The sequence below is a fragment of the Paraburkholderia sp. A1RI_3L genome, assembly GCF_048957895.1.
GTDB lineage: Bacteria > Pseudomonadota > Gammaproteobacteria > Burkholderiales > Burkholderiaceae > Paraburkholderia > Paraburkholderia kururiensis.
Window position 1 is genome coordinate 232,934 of record NZ_JARCHA010000003.1, and the last position, 22,237, is coordinate 255,170.

The 22,237-nt window shown below is 62.6% G+C and carries 18 protein-coding genes; 12 read left to right on the plus strand and 6 right to left on the minus strand.

Annotated elements, in window-relative coordinates:
• Complete coding sequence (locus PXJ20_RS10855) at positions 1 to 1,095, minus strand: ABC transporter substrate-binding protein (RefSeq protein ID WP_421030688.1); 1,095 nt, start codon at positions 1,093 to 1,095, stop codon at positions 1 to 3.
• 306 nt (positions 1,096 to 1,401) lie between these two features.
• Between PXJ20_RS10855 and PXJ20_RS10860 the strand changes: the two genes are divergently transcribed.
• The 7 genes from PXJ20_RS10860 to PXJ20_RS10890 all read left to right on the plus strand — a co-directional run bounded on the left by PXJ20_RS10860 (position 1,402) and on the right by PXJ20_RS10890 (position 11,876).
• Complete coding sequence (locus PXJ20_RS10860) at positions 1,402 to 1,749, plus strand: RidA family protein (RefSeq protein ID WP_126875844.1); 348 nt, start codon at positions 1,402 to 1,404, stop codon at positions 1,747 to 1,749.
• Positions 1,750 to 1,779: 30 nt separating this feature from the next.
• Positions 1,780 to 3,024, plus strand: a complete 1,245-nt coding sequence (locus tag PXJ20_RS10865; protein WP_421030689.1) for a D-amino acid dehydrogenase — start codon at positions 1,780 to 1,782, stop codon at positions 3,022 to 3,024.
• Positions 3,021 to 3,812: a maleate cis-trans isomerase family protein gene (locus PXJ20_RS10870; RefSeq protein ID WP_017777818.1), complete on the plus strand. Its 792-nt coding sequence runs from the start codon at positions 3,021 to 3,023 to the stop codon at positions 3,810 to 3,812. Before PXJ20_RS10865 ends, PXJ20_RS10870 begins: the two co-directional genes overlap by 4 nt.
• A gap of 126 nt (positions 3,813 to 3,938) precedes the next feature.
• Positions 3,939 to 4,661, plus strand: coding sequence for a GntR family transcriptional regulator (locus PXJ20_RS10875; RefSeq protein ID WP_017777819.1), 723 nt, complete (start codon positions 3,939 to 3,941; stop codon positions 4,659 to 4,661).
• Positions 4,662 to 4,778: 117 nt separating this feature from the next.
• Positions 4,779 to 5,663: a glycosyltransferase family 2 protein gene (locus PXJ20_RS10880; RefSeq protein ID WP_017777820.1), complete on the plus strand. Its 885-nt coding sequence runs from the start codon at positions 4,779 to 4,781 to the stop codon at positions 5,661 to 5,663.
• 101 nt (positions 5,664 to 5,764) lie between these two features.
• Positions 5,765 to 6,700 carry a dihydrodipicolinate synthase family protein gene (locus PXJ20_RS10885; RefSeq protein WP_017777821.1) on the plus strand — a complete coding sequence of 312 codons (936 nt, stop codon included), beginning with the start codon at positions 5,765 to 5,767 and terminating at the stop codon, positions 6,698 to 6,700.
• A gap of 1,519 nt (positions 6,701 to 8,219) precedes the next feature.
• Entirely contained in the window at positions 8,220 to 11,876 is a 3,657-nt protein-coding gene (locus PXJ20_RS10890) for an autotransporter outer membrane beta-barrel domain-containing protein (RefSeq protein WP_421030690.1), read from the plus strand.
• A gap of 252 nt (positions 11,877 to 12,128) precedes the next feature.
• Here the strand turns inward: PXJ20_RS10890 and PXJ20_RS10895 are convergent, their stop codons facing one another.
• The 3 genes from PXJ20_RS10895 to PXJ20_RS10905 form a co-directional block, all read right to left on the minus strand.
• A complete protein-coding gene (locus tag PXJ20_RS10895) occupies positions 12,129 to 13,430 on the minus strand; it encodes a sensor histidine kinase (RefSeq protein ID WP_421030691.1) in 1,302 nt (433 codons plus the stop codon).
• Between the two features lie 131 nt (positions 13,431 to 13,561).
• Positions 13,562 to 14,278, minus strand: a complete 717-nt coding sequence (locus PXJ20_RS10900) for a response regulator transcription factor (protein ID WP_413213565.1) — start codon at positions 14,276 to 14,278, stop codon at positions 13,562 to 13,564.
• A gap of 10 nt (positions 14,279 to 14,288) precedes the next feature.
• Positions 14,289 to 15,107, minus strand: a complete 819-nt coding sequence (locus tag PXJ20_RS10905; protein ID WP_421030692.1) for a MipA/OmpV family protein — start codon at positions 15,105 to 15,107, stop codon at positions 14,289 to 14,291.
• A gap of 292 nt (positions 15,108 to 15,399) precedes the next feature.
• Here PXJ20_RS10905 and PXJ20_RS10910 point away from each other — a divergent pair, with 292 nt between their 5' ends.
• Positions 15,400 to 15,699, plus strand: coding sequence for a putative quinol monooxygenase (locus PXJ20_RS10910; RefSeq protein ID WP_277597720.1), 300 nt, complete (start codon positions 15,400 to 15,402; stop codon positions 15,697 to 15,699).
• Between the two features lie 367 nt (positions 15,700 to 16,066).
• On the opposite strand, the gene PXJ20_RS10915 is transcribed toward PXJ20_RS10910, so the two are convergent.
• A complete protein-coding gene (locus tag PXJ20_RS10915; RefSeq protein WP_421030693.1) occupies positions 16,067 to 17,197 on the minus strand; it encodes a DSD1 family PLP-dependent enzyme in 1,131 nt (376 codons plus the stop codon).
• Between the two features lie 389 nt (positions 17,198 to 17,586).
• Here PXJ20_RS10915 and PXJ20_RS10920 point away from each other — a divergent pair, with 389 nt between their 5' ends.
• On the plus strand, positions 17,587 to 18,321 hold the full coding sequence (locus PXJ20_RS10920; RefSeq protein ID WP_421030694.1) for a cupin domain-containing protein: 735 nt from the start codon (positions 17,587 to 17,589) through the stop codon (positions 18,319 to 18,321).
• 3 nt (positions 18,322 to 18,324) lie between these two features.
• Positions 18,325 to 19,650, plus strand: a complete 1,326-nt coding sequence (locus PXJ20_RS10925) for an NAD(P)/FAD-dependent oxidoreductase (protein WP_413213569.1) — start codon at positions 18,325 to 18,327, stop codon at positions 19,648 to 19,650.
• An 83-nt stretch (positions 19,651 to 19,733) separates the two neighbouring features.
• On the opposite strand, the gene PXJ20_RS10930 is transcribed toward PXJ20_RS10925, so the two are convergent.
• The gene (locus tag PXJ20_RS10930) at positions 19,734 to 20,654 is read right to left on the minus strand and encodes a LysR substrate-binding domain-containing protein (RefSeq protein WP_421030695.1); all 921 of its coding nucleotides are present in this window, start codon (positions 20,652 to 20,654) and stop codon (positions 19,734 to 19,736) included.
• A 123-nt stretch (positions 20,655 to 20,777) separates the two neighbouring features.
• On the opposite strand from PXJ20_RS10930, the gene PXJ20_RS10935 reads away from it, so the two are divergent.
• Together PXJ20_RS10935 and PXJ20_RS10940 are read left to right on the plus strand one after the other, a co-directional pair.
• On the plus strand, positions 20,778 to 21,182 hold the full coding sequence (locus PXJ20_RS10935) for a RidA family protein (protein ID WP_421030696.1): 405 nt from the start codon (positions 20,778 to 20,780) through the stop codon (positions 21,180 to 21,182).
• A 52-nt stretch (positions 21,183 to 21,234) separates the two neighbouring features.
• Positions 21,235 to 22,137 carry a GNAT family N-acetyltransferase gene (locus tag PXJ20_RS10940; RefSeq protein ID WP_421030697.1) on the plus strand — a complete coding sequence of 301 codons (903 nt, stop codon included), beginning with the start codon at positions 21,235 to 21,237 and terminating at the stop codon, positions 22,135 to 22,137.
• The last annotated feature ends 100 nt before the right edge of the window (positions 22,138 to 22,237 follow it).

The following is a 22,237-nucleotide window of genomic DNA, read 5'->3' on the forward strand; positions in this document are numbered from 1 at the left end:
TCACTGCGCGACGACGGCCTGTCTGAAGACCACCTTCTCGTACGGCTGGACCGCGCGCTGGCCGTCGCTGTCGAACGCAATGTCTCCTGTCACGCCGTCGTAGCCCTTGCCGAGCGCGTCCATCGCCGCGCGGATCTTCGCGGGATCCGCCGAATGCGCGCTGTTGATGGCCGCGGCGGCGAGCATCGTGGCGTCGTAGGCGTAGCTGCCGAACGCCGAACGCGGCGCCTCCTTGTAGGCGGCCTGATAGGCGTCGGCGTACGACTTTGCGTTCGCACCGCCCGCTGCGACTTCCAGGCCGATCTGGCCTTGCGCGATCTGCGGCGTGGTATCGCTAGTGCACATGGTCAGATAGATGCCGTACCACGGCGCTTTGTTGAGCTGCATCTCGTAGGCCTGGCGATTCAGCGTCGCCGCTTCCTGGCCGTACGCGCTGTAGATGTAGGCGTCGGGCTTCGCGCGTGCCGCCTGTTCCAGTTCTCGGCGATAGGTGGACTGCCCCTCGGTATAGAGCACGAGCGACACGACGGTGCCGCCGAGCGCCTCGAAGCGTTTCTTGAACTCGCTCGCAAGACCTTGCCCGTAGCCGTTATTCGGCGCGATGAACGCGACGTGGCGCAACTTGCGCGCGTACACGTCCTGCGCGGCGAAGCGCGCCGAGAGGTCGTCGAGTCCGATCACGCTGAACGAGCCCGCACCGATCTTGCGAATCTGCTGGCTCGACGAGCCGATGTTGACGTGCACCTCACCCTGTCTGACGAGGAACTGGCCGATGGGAATCGTCACGGACGACGAGAACTCGCCCAGCACGACGGGCACATGATCGACGGTGGCGAGCTTGCGCGTCGCGTCGAGCGCGGTATTGGCCGTGCCGCCTGAGTCCTCGATCTTGACCTGCAGTTTCTGGCCCAGCACGCCGCCTTGGGCATTGATCTTCGCGACAGCGAGTTCGATGCCGCGCCGCTGATCCTCGCCGATCGACGCGCTCGATCCCGTCAACGGCAACACGGCCCCAAGGCTGACATCGGCCCATGCGTTCGCCGCACACAGACACCACGCAGCGACGACTCCGGCACTCCAGCGATACAGCTTCATCGTGTTTCTCCTGATGGGTGATTGGACGTTTGGATATACAAAAGTGTGTACAGAATTGCTGATCAAAAATAGTTGTGCGATAAATTTTTGGTGGAATTTGGCAGGCTTGGGTCTGGCCGCGAATAGAACATGAAATGCCCATAAAAAGCGCACTTTATGCACGAATACGTATTCGCGGATGCACCATTTCGAGTGGTCCGCTCAAGATTGGCGCACACGTCGGTTTTATTGAAAATGTGTATACAGCGCTGAATTGTCGATGCTACGATCAGCCTCAACTTGCGTAGGTCAACGAGAGGCAACTCAATGGAAATCAAGCGTTATGGAACGGGCGAGCGGATGAGCCAGATGGTGGTGGCGGGCGGATTCGCCTTCATCGCGGGACAGGTGGCGGACGATACGTCGCTCGACGTCGCCGGCCAGACCCAACAGATTCTCGACAAGCTCGACCGCCTGCTGGAAGAGGCGAAACTCGACAAGCGCCACATCGTGTCCGCCAGCATCTGGCTCGCGGACCATCGCAGCTTCGCCGACATGAACCGGATCTGGGACGCGTGGGTGCCGAAGGGCGATGCGCCGGCGCGCGCATGCGTTGAGTCGAAGCTGGCCTTCCCGCAGTACACGGTGGAAATCGCGGCGATCGCGGCGTTCTAGATTCGGACTGGCTGAACTCGGAGCATCGGGATGAAAACGGTTGTGCTGGGCGGCGGGATCGTGGGCGTGACGACAGCCTATTTTCTGGCGAAGGCGGGCGACGAGGTCGTGGTCGTCGATCGCCGCGATGGCGTCGCGCTCGAAACCAGTTTCGCGAATGCCGGCCTCATCGCGCCGGGGCACTCGTACACATGGGCGTCGCCGCGCGCGCCCAAGATCCTGCTCAAGTCGCTGTTTACGGAAGGCCAGGCGCTGCGGCTCAAACCGAAGGCCGACTGGCGGATGTGGGCGTGGTGCTGGCTGTTCCTGCAGAACTGCACGGCTGAACGTTCGCGCCGTAATACGTCGATCAAGGTGCGGCTTTGCCGCTATGCGCAGCAGCAGCTCCAGCAGGCGACGCAGGATGAAAGACTGGCTTACGACCGGATCAGCGGCGGGTTGCTGTACCTGTATCGCGATCCCGCGTCGTTCGAACGCGGCGTGTCGAACATGGCGATCCTCGCCGACAACGGACTGCCGCTCGAAACGCTCGACCGGCAGGCGGTGATGGCGCGCGAGCCCGCACTGCGCGCGGGCGGCGGCGACATTGCCGGCGCGATCTACTGCCCCACCGACGAAAGCGGCGACGCGCATCTGTTTACCCGCGCGCTCGAACAGCGTTGCCGTGAACTCGGCGTCGACTTTCGCTTCGGCACCGCGATCGACGGCATCAGCGCGAGCGGGGATGCCGTGGACTACGTGCAGACGTCGGCAGGGCGGGTCACGGCCGACCGCTACGTGCTCGCGCTGGGCTCGTATTCGCCGTTGCTGGCTCGCGGGCTCGGCTACCGGCTGCCGGTTTATCCCGTCAAAGGGTATTCGGTCACGCTGCCGATCGAGGCGTCGCACGAAGCGCCCACGTTGGGCGGCGTCGAGGAGAACCAGCTCGTCGCGTGGGCGCGCTTCGGTCAGCGGCTGCGCCTCACTGCGACAGCGGAGTTTTGCGGTTACGACACAGCGCACACGCCTGCCGATTTCACTCACATGCTCGGGACCGCGCGAGCGTTGTTCCCGAACGGCGCCGATTACGCGCGGCCTTCTTACTGGGCCGGATTGCGACCGATGACGCCCGAGGGTACGCCGCTGATCGGCGCCACGCGACATCGCAATCTGTTTCTCAACACGGGGCATGGGCACATGGGCTGGACCATGTCCTGCGGCACCGCGAAGATCCTCGCCGACGTGATGAGCGGGCGGCAGCCGGACATCGATATCTCAGGGATGACACTACAGTGAGCGAACTTCTCTCGAATCGCGTCGAGCGCAGCCAGAGTCCCTATGCGCGTTTCGGCTTCTCGCTGGACGACGGTATCGCGCGGCGCGCCGCCATCGGCCTTGTCGTGCTCGCGACCGATCACACGATCGAATACGAATGGCGCCGGATGCTCGCGCTCGAAGGCGTTGCGTTCTACGAAAGCCGCGTCGCCAACTCGGCGGAAATCACGGCGGCCACGCTCGGGCAGATGGACGGCCGGATTCGCGCGGGCGTGGAGCTGATCCGACCCGGCGAGCACCTCGATGTCGTCGCCTTCGGCTGCACGTCGGCATCGATGGTGCTCGGCGAAGAACGCGTCTTCGAGCGCATCCACGAGGCGCGCCCGGACGTGGCCTGCACGACGCCCATTACCGCGGCGCGGGTGGCGCTCGACGCGCTCGGTGCGCGAGGGGTGGCCCTCCTCACGCCATACGAGCGGCCCATCAACGAAGCGATGGCGCGCTACCTGCGGGAGCGCGGCGTCGACGTGGTACGGATAGGGTCGTTCGAACATCGCGACGACAACGAGGTCGCGAGAATCGACCGTGCGTCTATCGAGCACGCGGTATTCGAGCTGGCGAGCGATCCCGCCGTCGATGCGGTGTTCGTGTCGTGCACGAGCCTTCGGCTTGCCGACGCCATTGCAGGCTTCGAGGCGCGGCTCGACAAGCCGGTTTTGTCGAGCAATCATGCGTTGGCCTGGCATGCGCTGCGGCTGGCCGGCGTGACCGATTCGCTGCCGCAGTTCGGCAGACTGTTCACGGTCTGAAGCGTGCGCGCACCCGCGGCATGCGGCTACACGTGCCGCACGTGTCACGTGTAGCCACGCGAGAGTTGGCCTGAAGGTTGGAAGGGTAGTGATAATGAGCGGTGACAGATTGAACCAGGAGACAACATGACAGCGGATTCCGTGATTGCGCGGAACGTGCGTCCCGGCGGGCGGGACTCCGTTGCGCCGAAGCGCACGGGCATGACGGTCAACGAGATTTACGAGCAGTTGAAGCAGATGGCGGTGCTGTACAAGATCCGGCCGGGCGAGCGCGTCAACGAACTCGAGCTGGCGGAGCGCCTCGACGTAAGCCGTACGCCGATTCGCGAGGCACTCAACCGGCTGGTGGCCGAGAACCTGCTGGCGTTCGTGCCGAACCGGGGATTTTTCATCCGCGAACTGGGCGAGAAGGACGTGTTCGATCTCTTTGAATTGCGGCGTTCGATTGAATCGACGGCGGTCATGCTCGCGTGCGAGCGGGCTTCCGACGGCGACATCAAGACGCTGCGCCGCTTCTGGAAGCAGGTCATGAAGACTGCGGAGCGCATGCCGTCGGACGAGCTTGTCGTGAATGACGAGCTGTTCCACCTCGAGCTGGCGGCGATGTCCGGCAACGCAGAGATTGGCAGGGTGCTGCAGGGAATCAATGCCCGGATCCACTACGTCCGTTGGGTCGACGTCGATCAGCGCCGCAACGAAGCGTTCACCGAGCATCTGCAGATTCTGGATGCACTGGCGGAGCGCGACACCGCGCGCTGCGTGGCGTTGACGGATACCCACATTCGCTGGCGCATGGAAGAGATCACGCGCGTGGTTCATGCAAGCGTCGTGAAGCTGTACGCAAAATAACGGCGGCCACGATAGGTGCTGTTCGTGGCAAGAAGGGACAGCAGCAATTGAAAGGAGGAAGCCGCCGCCCGCAGGCGAGGGCGGCGAACCATCATTCTTTTGCGATGAGGCGTCGTCATGAAACATGGCACGTTGATTACGCTGTACAAGCCGAGCGCTGAACAAACCGATCATCTGTTGCGCTTGCCCGCCTTAAGCCCCGTGGTCGTTGCGGTGGACAACTCCCCGCAGACCGATCCGGTCCTGCATGCGCGCCTTGCCGCCAACGGCATCGACGTCATCGCCAATCACAATCGCGGCGGCATTGCCGGCGCGTTCAACGCCGGTGTCGAATTTTTGATTGGACGCGGCTGCGACGTGTTCTTCATCTTCGATCAGGATTCGACGATCCCCGACGATTACTTTGCGCGAATGCTGGAAGGATGCGCGGCCGTCGGCGACAGGCGCTTTCTGGTCGGGCCGCGCATCTTCAACCTGAATGTCCGGCGCGACCTGCCGCTCTTCACCGTGCGGCGCTGGTCAGCGCAGATCGCGCCGATTCGTGACGGCGCGCATGGGCTGCAACCGTGCTCGGTCATCATCTCGTCCGGCACGGCGATTTCGCTCGAAGCGTATCGCGCGCTGGGCCGGTTCCGGGAAGACTTCTTCATCGACCATGTGGATGCGGAGTACTGCATGCGCGCCCAGGCGCACGGGGTGCCGGTATGCGTGAACGCGGACGTGTCGCTGCCGCACGAGCTTGGCAAACCGGTGCCGGCGCAGCATTGGCCGCGCGTCGAGATATTCGACCAAAGCGCGTTGCGGCACTACTACGCGGCCCGTAACTGCATCCTGGTCGCGCGCGATTATTGGCGCCGCTACCCCGCACTGTTGCTCATCAACCTGATCACGCTCAAGCATATTGCCTTCGTGTTGCTGCACGCACGGGAAAAGCGCATGAAGCTGCAGGCCATCCTGTGCGGCGTAGCGGATGGCCTGCGCGGGAAGTACGGCCGCGTCTGACGTGGAGGCGATTTTTCGTTCGCCATGTGTCGCATGGCAAAACAGGGTGATGGACTTCATTAATCGTTATGCAATCCTTAATTAAAGGAAGAGGAAGCGAGATGAACCGTACAACGCCGATCAAGCGCCGCTACGCAGGCGCCTTCTCCGTTGCGCCAACCATTTTCACAGAGGAGGGCGCGCTCGATCTGGACGGGCAGAAGCGCTGCGTCGATTTCATCATCGACGCGGGTGCGGACGGCCTCTGCATTCTCGCGAACTACTCGGAACAGTTTTCGCTGACTGACGAAGAGCGCACGCTGCTGACAACCACGATCCTCGACCATGTCGCGGGTCGCGTGCCGGTGATCGTCACGACCACGCACTTCAGTCCGGCTATTTGTGCCGCGCGTAGCCGTGCGGCGCAGGCGGCTGGCGCCGCGATGGTGATGATCATGCCGCCGTATCACGGCGCGACGATTCGTTGCGGCGAGGCGGCGATCGAACACTTCTTCGAGGAGGTGGCGCACGCCATCGACATTCCGATCATGTACCAGGACGCGCCGATGAGCGGCACATCGGTATCGGCTGCGTTTCTTGCGCGGCTGGCACACAAGATCGACAACTTGCGCTACTTCAAGATCGAGGTGCCGCAATCGGCCGCGAAGCTGCGCGAGCTGATCGAGCTGGGCGGTGACGCCATCGAAGGACCGTGGGACGGCGAGGAGGCCATCACCTTGCTGGCCGACCTCGATGCGGGTGCGACGGGCAGTATCCTCGGCGGTGGCTATCCGGACGGCCTGCAGCCGATCCTGAAGGCCTATCTGGCGGGCAATCGCGATGAAGCGGCGGCGGGCTACGCACGCTGGCTGCCGCTTATCAACTACGAGAACCGCCAATGCGGACTGATTGCCTGCAAGGCTCTGATGAAGGAAGGCGGGGTGATCGCGTCGGACGCTGTGCGCCGGCCGCTCGTGCCGCTGCATCCGGCGACACGTGCCGGACTGATCGAGATTGCCCGGCGGCTCGACGCACAGGTCCTGCGCTGGGCTCACTGAGCAGAGCCGGCGCCCGTGCCTTTTCTCGTGCCCAGGGGAAGTCGACCTATGAGCACGTCAACGATCCGTGTGGCCGGGAACGGCTCGACGGCGACATCTCACCGTACCTTGACGTTTCGCCGCGCGATATCGTGCAGGCGAGCCGCTTGCCTGGGGCACCTATCATTTGTGCGGCACGCCCGTCACGACCCGGCATGGATTCGCACAAGCGATCTTCGCCGCCGCGCACCGTGCCGGGCTTCTCGCGTGCACGCCGCTCGTTCAACCATCCTGACCTCGGCGTATCCACGGCCGGCGCCGCGGCCGGCCAATTCGTCGCTCAACACCTGGAAGAGAACTCATGAATCATCGTCCGCAGCGCGTGCTCGTCACCCGCGGCAATCGTCGGAAGCCAACTGGGTTCCTCTATACCTTGTGAAGTATCGGCGTTTGTACGCCTCAACGGTGTGGGCAACGAACTGAGGACAACGCGCGGCAGCGACGTTTCCCCGCCGCCGCCAGCTATCAGGCGTTGTCCGGCGAACCGCCTTCGCAGACGAGGCGACAGATCGCTGGATGCGACCCTGGCTTCTGTCGTTGTGGATACGGCCGCTCGTGGCGTATCGAATCGGTCTGCTCCCGTCTGGTATCGCCTGATCGATCCGTGCCCGCTTTCCTGCGGTTGCGTTGAGTACGACGCCGGGCGCCATGCATAGGGCTCACTGCTATGAGCCTCGCCTCAATTAGCGTCGACGAGGACGAATTTCGGTTTCCTTTCTGTATTAACGCAGCTCTCGTTTTGCGCGGCAGATACGTTTTTACCTATAAAGGGACGGCTTTAGCATAATGCGATGTAAAAATAAAATCGCGTCTCCAGATGTTGGGATGCCATAAAGAATGTCGCGGCGCGAAACCCATCCGCCGCGGCTTAATGAAATTGACGACCTGTGAAGGTAAAAGCACGGCGCACCTGCGCACGCGTTTCATCACGGTACGCCACTTCGCCATTCGCGCGAATAATCCCGATCCTCTATGGCCACGAGGTCACGCGACTTACTACCGCGGCCCGATGCTTTGCGCTCGCGACCGCAGTGGCTTCCAGACAGGCTCTCAGGAAGATGCCGCCGCGGGTGCAGACCCCCGTGCAGCAGGCTGCCGAGGCCCGCCGGCCAACCGTTTGAGCTTTGTTGAGCATTCCCCTGCATGGTTTTTCCGGGATATCGCCACGCAATAAAAAGATAATCGCAAACGTTTGCGTATTTACAGCGTCGAACGCCAATCGTTTGCGTCGCGGTAATTCATTGCGGCTTTTTAACGATTGCAAGATGTGTAAGCGGTATATCCCTCTATTTAAGAAAACCGTTTAACGATCCTTTACATTCGCTTTTTTTAATTTCCCTATATTCCGCACTCGTGCAGGGACGTGATTTTCACGGATAAGCTGTCCAGTCCGTCGAATCCTTCAGCCGTCGTTCGAAGCACCGGCGTCCCGTGCGTCGAACATAGACGTAAAACAATCCCAAAAAGGCATACGCGGAAAATGAAAAAAGAGCGCTTACCCCACGAGGCGTCGCACTGTGACGCCAATTTGCGCGGGAATCGGCATCAACTTTCCTGCATCACGCTGAACCCCCGCCCGAAGGCGACGACGCTCGCGGTTCTCGGCTATATCGCCCTCATTCCTGCGCTCGCTCACGCGAACTGCGCGACGTCGGGCACGACGACCACTTGCGACACGACCTCGCCGTCGCCATGGACGACGATGATCGGCGCGGGCCCGACGGAAGCACCGGGTTCCCAGGTGACGGTGGGCCCCAATGCGCAGGTCGTCGTTGGCAACAGCAGCGCCATCGCGCTGTCGGACAGCGCGAACATCGTCGTGCAGTCCGGCGCACTGGTGCAGGGTAATGCGACGAACACCACCGGCACGTACGGCACGGGCGGCAATACGATCGATTTCCGGAACAACAGCACGCTGACGGTGGAGCAGGGAGCGACGGTGCTCGCCAACGGCACAGAGAGCGACGCGGAGGCCGTGAATCCGGAGGGCACCGGCAATACGATCATCAACAACGGGACCATTCGCGGCGTCAATTCGGCGGCGATCTGGTTTCAGAACACGTCGGGCACCAATACGGTCATCAACAACGCCACGGGTGTCATTCAGGCCCCGGGCAACGTGATGGGGGCGTCGGGCAACGGCGCTGTGGTGTTCAGCAACCTCGGCAAGGTGGTGGGCAACCTGGTTTTTGCAGGCGGCAACGACACGCTCAACATGTACACCGGATCGAGCGTATCGGGCACCATCAACGGCGGAGGCGGCAGCAATCTGCTGACGCTCAACGGCACGGGCAGCGACACGCTGCCCACGACGATCACCAACTTCCAGACGCTGCAAAAGAAGGACAGCGGTACCTGGACGATCACGAATCCGATCGGCAGCATGGGCGTCACCTCCGCCGAGGTCCAGCAAGGCACGCTGGTTCTGACCGGCAACAACGCGAGCTATACCGGTTCGATGCTTGTGGATCAGGCGGGCACGTTGCGGGCGAGTGCGCAGAGTCTGCCGGGCGCGGTGACGGACAACGGCCTCGTGCAGTTTCAGCAAGACACGGCGGGCACCTACACCGGCCTAGTGAGCGGTTCGGGTGCCGTGGAAAAAGACGGGGCGGGCACGCTGACGCTGGCGCCCACCGCCGCCGGCGGCAACACCTATACCGGCGGCACGGTTCTCAGGCAGGGCGTGCTCTCGGTCGCGGCGGACAGCGCGCTCGGCGGTACGTCGGGTGGCGTGACCTTCGACGGCGGTACCCTGCAGTTTGGCGGCGCGTTCGACCTTGCCGGCACGCGCGCCGTCTCCGTCACCTCGAACGGCGGCACGATCGACACACAGGCCTTCGACTCGACGATCAACCAGAGCATCAGCGGTTCGGGCGCGCTCGACAAAACCGGCTCGGGAACGCTGACGTTGAACGGCGCGGTGGTCGGTCCGATTGCCGCCGAGGTTCAGCAGGGCACGCTCGTGCTGAACGGCGACGGGTCGCAGTTCACGGGAAGCGTGACGGTGGACCCGCCGGGCGTGCTGCAGGCCAGCGCGCAAAGCCTGCCGCCCACGGTAACCAACAACGGACTCGTGCAGTTCGAGCAAGGTGTGGACGGCGTCTACACGGGCGCCATCGGCGGCTCGGGCGTGGTCGAGAAAGACGGGACGGGCACGCTGACGCTTGCGCCCTCCGCCGCCGGCGGCAATACGTACACGGGCGGCACCGTGCTGAAAGCGGGCACGGTCTCCGTGGCGGCGGACAGCGCGCTCGGCGGTACGTCGGGTGGCGTGACCTTCGACGGCGGCGCGCTGCAACTGGGCAGCAGCTTCGATCTGGCCAGCACGCGAGCGGTATCGATCACGTCGAACGGCGGCACGATCGATACGCAGGGCTTCCAGTCGACCATCGCGCAAAACATCACGGGCGCCGGCGCTCTGGCGAAGATGGGCACCGGCACGCTCGTGCTCGATGGTGTCAACACGTATTCGGGTGGAACCTCAGTGGCGGCCGGCACGCTCGTGGTGGGCGATGCGTCGAGCGCGGGGGCGTCGGTTGCGGGGCCGGTGGCCGTTGCAACGGGCGCTGTGCTCGGCGGCTATGGCACCGTCAATGGCGACGTGACGAACAACGGGACAATCGCGGTGGCCAATGCGTTGCCGTCGGCCGCAGCCGACGCGCAGGGCAGCTTCACGATCAACGGCCAACTGGCGAACGCGGGCATCGTGCAACTCGGCAGCGGCGCTCAGGCCGGCAACACGCTGAACGTCAACAGCTACGTCGGGCAAAACGGCGTCATCGCGCTCAACACCGTTCTCGCCGCGGACAATGCGGCTTCGGACAAGCTCGTCATCAACGGCGGCACGGCAACGGGGGCGACCACGCTAAAGGTGACGAACGTGGGCGGCCAGGGCGCGCCGATCGTGTCGAACGGCATCGAGGTCGTTGCGGCCACCAACGGTGCGACCACCGATACGAGCGCGTTTACGCTCGCGGGCGGCACGGTCAAGGGCGGCGCGTACGAATACTATCTGGCGAAGGGCGGCGTGAGCGCGGGCACGTCGCAGAACTGGTACTTGCGCAACACGGTGCCCGCCGCGAGCAGCGCAGCGGTGACAAACGCGAACGGTAGCGGCGCGTCCACCGTGGGCGCGGCAGCGGGCACGCCGGCCTTGCCGGCAGCGAATGCCCATGCGGTCACGCTTTACCGCCCCGAGGTCGCGCTTTACGCGCAGGTTCCGGACGTCATGCGCCAACTCGACTGGATGCAGATCGACGAGTTCCATCTGCGCCAGGGCGACCAGATGCTGCTGAACGAGAAGGGCAGCCTGCCAGCAGGATGGGGCCGTGTCTGGGGCGCGCATAGCGTGCTGTCGGAAGGCGGCGATGTGAGTCCGCAATTCGACGGCTCGATGGGCGGCGTGCAGGTGGGCCACGACATCTATGCGGACGGCACGCAAGGCGGCCATCGCAACCACTACGGCTTCTATCTCGGCATGGCGCGCGCAACGGGCGATGTCAGCGGGTTTGCGGTGGGCGTGCCGGGCGCCGCCGTCGGACATCTCGCGGTCAACGCATACAGCCTCGCCGGCTATTGGACACACATCGGGCCGGGCGGCTGGTATACGGATACGGTCATTTCCGGCAGCGCGCTCACGGCGGATACGACATCGAGCGACAACATCCGTTCGGGCACTCACGGTACTGCCGTCACGGCCTCAATCGAAGGCGGTTTGCCGCTGCCCATCGGGCATGGACTCACGGTGGAGCCTCAGGCGCAACTGGTCTACCAGCATCTGTCGATCCGCGATCTGAACGACGGCGCCTCCAGCGTGGGGTTCAGCAGCGGCAATAGCGTGCTGGCAAGATTCGGCGTGCGATTCGAGGGCACGTGGGACGCGCTTGGCGCCGCATGGCAGCCCTATATGGGGTTCAACGTGTTGCACGCGTTCGCGAGCGGCGACCACCAGAACTATGACGGCGGAACGTCGATCGGCACGCCGGTCAACCAGACAACGGCCCGGATCGACGTCGGCGTGGTCACGAAGTTTTCGAAGCACGGCAGTGCGTATGCGGCTGTCAACTGGGGCACGAATCTGGACGGCGAGCACGTCCGGACTGTTGGAGGAAATGTCGGCGCGCGTTGGTCGTGGTGATTCTCAAGCGGCGATGAACACCGCCGCCTTCCGCGCCATCCGCGGGGGCGGCGGTGTCGCTGAGGCGCGTTGAAGTCGCTCAAAGCGAGCGGCGCCCTGCGCTGCCGTCCGGGATCGATTCGCGTGCTCGACCGCACCACTATCGAAGCAGCTGAGTGTGGATGCCATGTCGTGCTCGAAAGGGAGTAGGACCGTATCACGAAGCCTGCGAGAAGAGCAGCTGGATCAGGATCGGCACCGCGAGCAGCGCGATCACAACCACACAGTGAAGCCCGTTCCAGGCGAGAAAGCGCTCACGGTTAACCGCCAACCATGCGCCAGCGCAATTTCCTTGCATATCGCGAGCCCAAGACCGGCACCCTCGTGCGTGGCGTCGGGCGCGCGCCAGAATCGCTTGAACAGAAAGGGAAGATGATCCTCGCGTATGCCGGGCCCTTCGTCACTAATTCCGATCGACGCCGCGTCGATCCTCAACAGCACGATGCCATTCGCGGGCGACGCATGAATGGCGTTTTCGACGATGTTCTTGAGGAGGATGAAGAGCGCGCCTTTGTCGGCCCAAATAGCGGGTAGTGCGACACGTTCTTCGATACGCAGGCTCACCTGCTTGTCATCCGCCTTACGGGCGAGATACCCAATCACTTCGTGCGCCACGTCGGCGGTGTTCACTTCGCCGAAGTCGAAATTCTGGGCGTCGCTGACTTCAGCCAGATGCAGCAGTTGCCGGACCTGTCGCGACATCAGATCGATCTCGCGGAACAACAGATGTTTTTCCCTGATCTCGGGCTGCAACTCGATCTGGCCGCGGATCAGGGTCAGCGGCGTTTGAAGCTCATGCGCCGCGGTCGCGAGGAATTGCTGCTGGACCGTAAAGCCGTTCTCCAGTCGTTCAAGCGCCTCGTTGAATGCATTGATCAACGGCTTGATCTCGCTCGGAATGCCGCGAGCTGAAAGACGCGTCTTCAGATTGCGCGGCGTAATCTGCGCTGCGGCATCGGACGCGTCGCGTAACGGCTTGAGCACCCGGCGAATCGTGAAGGGGAGTGCCAGCCCGAAGGTGACGATTGCAACAAGGAGGATGGTCCTCACTATGCCCGGAATCGGTTTGACCTTCAGGCTGACGAGCGCTTCGGTAAAACGTTCACTTGTCGCAGTCTGCACGTAGTACACGGATTCGCCGCGCACGATCCGCTGCGTCGCCATGGAGAACCGCCGCCCGCCGATCGTCACGTGCGCTATCTTGCTTGTGTCCCTGGAAAAATCGTCTGTGAGCCACGGGCCCTCGCTTTTGCCTCTGTCCGAAACCAGCAGGATGTGTCCGTGTTCGTCCAGTATCCGGTACTTGAGCTCGGTGGATGCCACCCGGAAAAACCAGTCCTCATGCTCCGGAAGTTTTACGGAAACAGGCATACCGTCGTTGTCGAAGCTGATTCCGTCAACCACGTTACGGACCATTTCCATCAACTCCCGTCGACCCAGCGTCTGCTCCGGATAGCGATCGAACACATAGATCACGAGGGCAGCCAAGGCGGTCAGGCTGGTGGCCAGTGCCACGACGGTTGTGACCCATAACCGCGCAGACAGACTTCGAATCCAATGATCAAGCACGACGCTCCTTTGCTGAAAGCGGTATTGGCCTCGGCGGCCGGATGACGGGACACAGCTGGAACGACGAACGCCCCCGTTCATGTGTGCTCGTGTTGGGGCGCATGTGGCTCGCGGCCATCGGAAGCTTCCTGAAGGGTGAAGCCCGTGCCGCGAAGATTCACGAGTCGCACCGTTGCGTTGATTGCGGCCAGCTTCTTGCGCAACCGGTGCACGGTCACCTCCAGTGCATTCGGTGTGACTGCTTCGCCGAGTCCCCATGCGGCATGCTCGAGCGCTGCGTGCCGAACCGTCCGGCCGCCCGCCTCGATGAGGCACGACATGATCTGCAGTTCTGCCGGCGCGAGCAGAACGGACGATGCGCCACACCGCATCTCGCGTTGCCGAGGGTCCACCGTAACGCCCCCGAACGACATGACCAACGCCGTCAGCAACGCCGGGCGGCGCATCAGCGTACGCACTCGCGCAACCAGCTCGCTCATGGCAAACGGCTTGGTCAGGTAGTCGTCGGCGCCGCTTTCAAGACCCTCCACACGATCGTGCAGGGCATCGCGAGCGGTCAGCATAAGACACGGTGTCATCTGGTGCGCCTTGCGCAGCGTGCGCAGGAAGGTGAGCCCATCGCCATCAGGCAGGCCACGATCCACGATCAACACCGCGTAGTCTGCCCGGCGCATGCCGTAGGCCGCCTCGGAGACCGTGTGGAACAGGTCCGCCTCGATGCCCACGCCGGCGAGAGCCTGTCTCACCATGTCGGCGAGACGTTCGTGGTCTTCCACAATTGCGACTCGCGCCATGGAATTGAACTCACTTGAACTGGTAAATGTAGCCGAGCCTGATATCTGGGATGAACCGCTTGCCGACCAGCGGACTGTCCGTGATGCCGCTGCCGAGGTGCGATACGCCCACGTCCAGCACGAAGCGCTGGTGCTTCGTGACGTTGTAATCGACGCGTGTTCCGAGCGACGTGCGCCAGGTTGCCGTGCCCGTGTAAGCCGGACGTCCGGGGCGCGCTTCGGAAGGGCGCACGCCGTAATAGTAATTCACGTATTTTCCGCTTAGCCACTCGATGCCCACGTGCGGTGTAAGCGAAAAATCGCCGACATCGAAGGACTTGCTGTACTCCAGAGCGGCCTTCTCGCCCTTGTTTCCGCCCAGCAGATAATTGCCGGACAGCGTGCCGAACGCGGTGTGCCATGCGAGCGCCGGACCGTACCAGAAAGCGCCGTTCCGATCCTCCATGCCATTCAGGACCGGAGCATCCGATTGCTTGTAGCCATCGCCCAGCGAATACTTTCCGCGAAGTGCGACGCTCACGCCATGCCAGGTGCCGACTTTCAGGTCAAGCGTGGTGCCAAGGAGATGCACCCACTTGTCGTCGAAGTAAACCAACGGAAACGGTTCAACTTTCGTCCCGTATCCCTTGTATGGCGATTGCCCGACACCCACTCCCGCACCCAGGCCCCAGCGCGTCACGTTCGTCGCATTGTTCAGGATCGTAAGTCCCGAGCTTGCCGCATCGGCCTGGTCGAGACCCTCTCCTTCGGCCCACGCCGTCTTCGAAAGGAGCGCAAGCAAGGCGGTGGCGAGGATGACGGGCCGAACCGGCAGATGGTTTTTTTTCACGATTGCTTCCAGGAGGTCAGCTGACAAGGGCGGACTGACTTTATGGGAGCTCGACTTACCAATCACTTACCGGTTAATTGGCGGTCAACTGCGTTCACAGATAGCGCGCGTCTGCGCGCTGACTTCAATGGACGTGGCGTGACACCGGCCGCGGGCCACGCTGTTGCTGGAGGATCAGCCGGCCGTCCGATTGCACCGACACCGCATCCCGCCGATACAAAACGGTTGCAACCTGGCGTCGCTGGACGCAAGCTTTCGACCTGCTCGATTCCATTTCGAAAGGAGTGACAAGATGGCGCTTCACGTGATTGCTTCCCTGTTCCTGAAGCCGGAGCACGCGCAGGCCGGCGAAGCCGAGCTGCGCAGCATGGTGGTCAAGACGCGTGCCGAACCGGGCAACCAGCGCTACGACCTGTTCCGCGAACAGGATGGTTCACCACACCTGCATCTGTACGAGATCTACGACGACCAGGCAGCGTTCGATGCACACGTGGCCAGTCCGCACTTCAAGGAGTTCCGTACGAAGTCGGCCGACTGGTTCGCGGCGCCACCGGTCATCAGGGTGTTGTCCGCAATCGACGTGGCTGGGTAAATAAGCTGAGCCGCCGTCGCGGCCTGCTCTTGCACTGGGGTCGCGCGGATGCCGTCACGCATGAGGGCATCCGCGAGGTTCGTCGCCTGTGGGTCGAGCCGCCGTCATGTCGAAGCACGCCAGCGCAGTCTGGAGGCGGGGAGGTGGGCTCGATCTTCGTGCTCACCCGTTCGAGCGTCCGGCTTCCTGCAATGGCATCGAATGCGTCATGCCGGATCCAGATTATCGAGAAGACGCATTTCTCACGTGTTGCCGGACTGCTGGGCCAGAAGTGACGAAGTGCGGGGCACGCGTGGATAGCCATAGCCCTGAAAGTCGTCATCTGAATCGATGCGTTGCATGTTCTCGCTTTTAATACCGACGTTCATTACCAGCCATAGAACCGCGGCCAGGTTTCGATCTGTCCGTCAGCACGTACGGCATGATAGGCGGGATGTTGCGCGCCGGTGGCGCACGCATGGTTGGGCAGGATTCGCAGAAGTGTTCCAATGGGGAACCGCTGATCGATTTCGTGATCGGGTGCGCCGCATCGCGAGACGATGCCATGCTCCTGGTTCGCGCCGCTCATCAGGTATCCGTCCAGCACACTGCCGTCTTCATGACAGACGAGTCCGTAGCCGAAATCCCGCTTCTGGCGCTGCGTGCCGCGGTCGCGGCTCATTGCCATCCAGCCCGCGTCGACAATGGCCCAGCCTTTCTCTTTCTGGTGGCCAATCACAGTGGTCAATACGCTCAATGCGATCTCGGATGTCTCGTTCATGCCCACGTTGTGCATGACGAGATCGAACATGACATAAACGCCTGCCCGAACCTCGGTGACACCTTCAAGATGCTCAGCAGTCAGCGCGGTGGGTGTCGAGCCGATGCTGACCACGTCGCATCGCAGTCCGGCGGCCCGCAGACGATCGGCGGCGCGCACGCAACCCGAACGCTCCTGTTCGGCGATGCGGACGAGGTCGTCATGTGCATCGTAGTCATAGCTGGATCCTGCATGGGCCAGCACGCCACCTGGATGCATGCCGCCGTTGCAGAGTGTTGTTGCCACATCAAGGAGTGTGTCGTCATCGGGCACGATGCCTGAGCGATGGCCGTCCACGTCGATTTCGATCCAGACCTCGAAGGCTTCTTCGTGTTCGCGACCGAAAGCGACGATCGCTTCGGCACAGGCGACGCTATCGGCGACGATCTTCAGGTCGCAGCCTTGCCGGCGTAGCGCCAGTGCTTGCTGGAGTTTCGTCGGGGCGATGCCGACGGCGTAGACGATGTCGCGAATGCCGCTTGCAAAGAACTGTTCGGCTTCCTTGAGTGTGGACACGGTGATACCCCGCGCACCGGCGTTCATTTGCGCCTGGACCACCTGTTCGCATTTGGTTGTCTTGACGTGCGGCCGGAACCTTACGCCGAGCGCATTCATGCGTTGCTGCATCCGCTCGATGTTGTGCTGCATGCGCGCGACATCGATCAATGCGGCCGGGGTGTTCAACGACTCCAGATTCATGTGCGACTCCTGGCTATTCTTCGCGCGATCGACGTCGGATGCAGGTATCGCGCCGAGGCAGGAGCCACTATAGGAGTTTGTCGAGAAGTTGTGCTTAACGATTGATAAACCAGCCATTAAGCGTCCGTGAATGTCGATGTGTCGAAGACGATGCTGCGTCAGAGGCGCGAGATTCGAGCGCTTCGCTATCGCATGGAGTGGTCGGGGCCCGTTCGGCATGCCGGATAGTCGTCGCTTTTCGACCAGGAACAACGATGGGACAGGCGCCGGATCGGCCTGTCATTAATTAGCGTTTAACCCTCGCTTGTCGGAAAATTAACCACATGAACACGCTTGCGCCGCACAATTGCGCGCATCAACGATGAGCCGTGCCGTCGACAGGAGAAAAAGTGACCACAGCATTCGTATTGCACCGTGCCGACGGAGCGCCTTGTTCGACCGTGTTCCGCAGGCAGGCATTCGGTAGGAACGACCCATTCGCGCAGCATCGGGAGATCGCATGGGAGGGGCCCAACTCGATGGTCGCAGGTCGTATCGACTTCGTTGGCGAGGTTGACGTACCGAGCTTTCCGCACATTGAAACCATCGTGGTCGTGGAAGGCGAACTCACGCTGGAAGCGGCCGGAATGGCACCGCTAGTGCTCGGCCCACAGGAGGGCGCCGTTGTCGGAGGCGGGACCGCACTTCGGGTGAGAGCCGGGTCCCGAGCACGCTTCGTATTCTGCGCGGCCGATTGCCAGAGCCCTACGCGACGCGGCCTTTTTCCCTTGCGCGCCGACGCCGACTTCAAGCCGTCTTCATCGCTGCCCGCGGAGCTGCTGCTGGGCGCGGCCCCCCAATGCCGCAGCGACAACGTCTTCACCGAGGAGGGCGCAGAGTACCGCGCCGGTACGTGGGATTCGACGCCTTACCATCGAATTGTTCGCCCGCATCCCGTGAACGAGTTCATGCAGCTTCTGGCCGGCAGCGTGCGGTTCGCTGCCCCCGATGGCAGTGTGCTGTCGCTCGGCACGGGCGACGCGCTCTTTGTGCCTCGCGGTACGTCGATGGGATGGGAAAGCAGCGATCACGTGGCGAAGTTTTACGTTGTCCAAACTGTCCGCGCTTCAATCGAACGAGATTAAATCATGTCGCCTCCGCTGCGCCACATACAGACTTCGCCCACGCTGCCAGCCGCCGCCGACGTGGTTGTGATCGGCGGCGGCGTGATCGGGGTCTTTGCTGCCTACTACCTGGCTCAACGCGGGGTTTCAGTCGCCCTGGTAGAGAAGGGGAGGATTGGAGCCGAGCAGTCAAGCCGCAACTGGGGCTGGTGCCGGCAGCAGAACCGTGACGCTCGCGAATTGCCGATGGCCAGCAAGAGTCTCGATCTGTGGGAGCGATTCGCTCGCGAATCGGGCGAAGATACCGGCTTTCGCCGCTGCGGGCTGTTGTATCTCAGCAATGACGACGCCGAGTTGTCCCGTTGGGCCAGTTGGGGCGACTTTGCAAAGACCGCTGGGGTGACCACCTACATGCTTGATAGCCAGCAGGCCACCCAGCGGGGCGGCGCGACTGGCCGAGTCTGGAAAGGCGGCGTTTTCTCGCCCAGCGACGGCACCGCCGACCCCGGCAAGGCCGCGCCGGCCGTGGCCGTTGCACTCATGAAGCTTGGGGGCAGCGTCACCCAACAGTGCGCGGCCCGAGGCATCGAGCTGGAGGGCGGGCGGGTTGCCGGCGTTGTCACCGAAGCCGGCGTCATCAAGACGAAGACGGTTGTGCTCGCGGGTGGCGCGTGGGCGTCGTCGTTCTGCCGCCAGCTCGGCATTCGTTTTCCTCAGGCGTCGATTCGCCAGTCCATCCTCAGTGTGTCGCCTGTAGAAGGTCGCGTGCCGGATGCGCTATTCACCTCAGGCGTATCGATTACTCGCCGCAGCGATGGAGGCTACGCGCTGGCCATCAGCGGGCGGGCACGCGTGGATATGACGCCTCAGTTGCTGCGGTTCGCTCCGCATTTCGTGCCCATGTTTGCGAGGCGCTGGCGCAACCTTCTGCCGGGAGGGCTGGAAGGTATTCGCGGCGGTCATGAAATGCTGAAGCGGTGGCGGCTCGACGTGCCAACACCCATGGAGCGCGTGCGCATTCTGGACCCGAAGCCTGATCGGGCGACAGTGGCCGAAACGCACCGCCGCGCGGTCGACCTTCTGCCTGAGCTTCGTGAGGCCAGAATCACGCATGCCTGGGCCGGTTTCGTCGACAGCACGCCGGACGGCGTGCCAGGAATTGGCGAGGTGCCAGGCGTACCGGGACTCATCCTGGCAGCGGGCTTTTCGGGGCACGGCTTCGGAATAAGCCCTGGCGCCGGCCATCTGATCGCGGATCTCGCAACAGGCGCCGAGCCGATTGTGGACCCCGTACCGTATCGGCCCAGCCGGTTCGCCAATTCCGCATGGGGCAAGGTGGCTGATTTCTAGTGCGAAGGTCGACGGTCGGCGTTCGCCGCGAATGCCGGCTCAACAGCAGGAAGGCGGGTTGGCGGGCGATGTTCCGTGCCAGGTCAATTCCGCCAGGGCACCGGGTGAAACGCCTGCTTCGCGGCCTCCAGAAATACCCGCTGACGGACGGTCAAGCCCTGACGCGTGGGCGTAAGCGCCATGATCGGTGCAGGTTCAAGGCGCCACGCGGGCAAGACCCGCTTCAGTTTTCCCTCTGCGACTAGCCGTGCGCAGTCCCATTCGGATCGCGCGACAACGCCAAGGCCGTCAACGGCCCAGTCGCGAACCACGGTGCCGTCGTTCGACGACAATGCGCCGTTCAACCGAACCGTGACGGCTTTGCTTACGCGTTTGCCCGCGGCATCGTGCTGAGTGAAACGCAGACGGGTCACGTCCTCGTCGTTCTCCCGTAAGGTCAGATATGCGTGCCGTGTGAGTTCGGACGGATGCTTGAGTTTCGACAGGCTACGCGCAAGCGCGGGGCTCGCGCAAAGGAAACGGTCGTTCGGGGCCAGGAAATGGCCTACCCAGGAAGACCCTTTGATGTGGCCGATGGAAACGACTACGTCCGCACCCGACGCGGCAGAGAGCGGACTTTCGACGAGGATCAGCGAGATCGCCAGATTCGGATGCGAGCGATACAGGTCTCGAACGAGCGGCCCGACATATTCCCTGCCGAACCCGAACGGTGCCACCACGCGTAAATGCCCGCTTACTCCGCCCGATTCTCCCGAAACGCGGGACGGAATGGACTCGATTCGCTCCAGGATGTCGATCGCTTCCTGAACCAGGCGGTGGCCTTCGTCGGTGAGGGAGATGCCTCTGGCCGCGCGCGTCGCGAGGTTCACGCCCACACGTTCTTCGATGCGCTGAAGACGTACGGTGACCGCGGGCGGCGTCAGGTTCAATAACCTTGCCGCGGCCGCAAGCGATTGCGATACGCCGAGCGCACGGAGCAACTGCATGTCTTCCAGCTGGAGCATTAAGGGTCCGTTAACGGTCAATTCATTGGAGATTAAACACGACAAAAATATTTTTTTCTATAGTGGGTCGCATTCACGTGGCCATCTCTGTGGGCAGCGTGCTTTCTACGTGGAGCGGTCGTCATGGATCAGCATGAAAACGGTGCGCAGTGGCCCCAGACAATGAATCCCGCTGGGCTGGCAACGCCGGGTGGCCACTACAGTCACGTTTCGGTCGCGAATGGTCTGGTCTTTGTCTCGGGACAACTTCCCATCGATGCTGCCGGCCGAAGGCTCACGGACACGTCTTTTGAAGCTCAGGCCGACCAGGCTTTGGCAAACCTGGCTTGCGCACTTGCCGGTGCAGGCAGCGATGTCAGGAAACTTGCCCAGGTTCGTGTCTACATCGTCGACATCGAGCATTGGGCGAGTTTCAACCAGATCTATGCACGCTGGGCGGGCGATGCGAGGCCCGCTCGCGCCGTGGTGCCGGTTCCTGCATTGCACTTCGGTCTGAAGATCGAAATCGAAGCGGTCGCGGTGATATAGCGTGGGCGGTTCGATTCGTGGCTGAACGAATATATTTCGCAGGACAAATCAAATGAAACGGGAATCCATTGCGAGCGTTCCGTCTTCCGCGGCGGATATTCGGTATCGAACGTTCATCCCAGCCGATGTGCCCGCGGCCCACGCGCTTTCCATGGCGCTTGCCTGGCCATACAGGCAGGAAGACTGGCAATTCTCCGCTGAGACCTCGACGGGATTCGTTGCTGAAGAAAAGGGTGTCGTCATTGGCACAGCGATGTGCTGGAAGTTCGGCGCGGACCGGGCCTCTCTCGGGCACGTGATTGTGTCGTCCCGGCACCAGGGCCGGGGCGTCGGCCGCGAGCTGATGAAGGCGGTGCTCGACGAGCTGGGGCCGCGCGTCACCTTGCTCCATGCGACGCTGGCCGGTCGCCCCCTCTACGAAAAACTTGGCTTCAGCGAGTGCGGATGGTTGGATCAATGTCATGGGAACGTCAGCAAGGCCGTTCCAGTCGCGTTGCTGGATGGCGAGCGGCTGCGTGCGGGGACTTCTGCCGACTTCCCTTACCTCGTCGAACTGGCTTCGCGCGCTTGCAGTCTGGACCGTGGTCCGCTCCTGATGGCATTGCTCCAGCGCGGCGAAAGCGTGGTGCTTGAACGCGATGGCGAGATCGTCGGATTCTCGGTGCTGCGCCGTTTTGGCCGGGGGCATGTGATCGGCCCTGTGGTTGCGCTGCGTTCACAAGACGATGCACGCGCAAAGGCGTTGATCGGCCATTGGCTGACCGCACGCGAGGGCGAGTTCATTCGCATCGACGTCCCTGTTGAAACAGGTTTGACCGGCTGGCTAAGCGAGCAGGGATTGAAGCGAGTGGACACCTGTCCGAAGATGGTTCTGAACGCGTCTGCAACTGAACACCGTGGAGTGCCCGACCCGGTCTGCCGGTTGTATGCGCTGGTGAGTCAGGCCATGCTTTAGGTTTGCGCTGCGAATGGCGGCTCCGAAGCCACGAATTTGCCGCCGACTTTTAAGCACCGCTTTTGTTGCCCGTGCGCATGGTTCGGGGTTTGAGCACCAA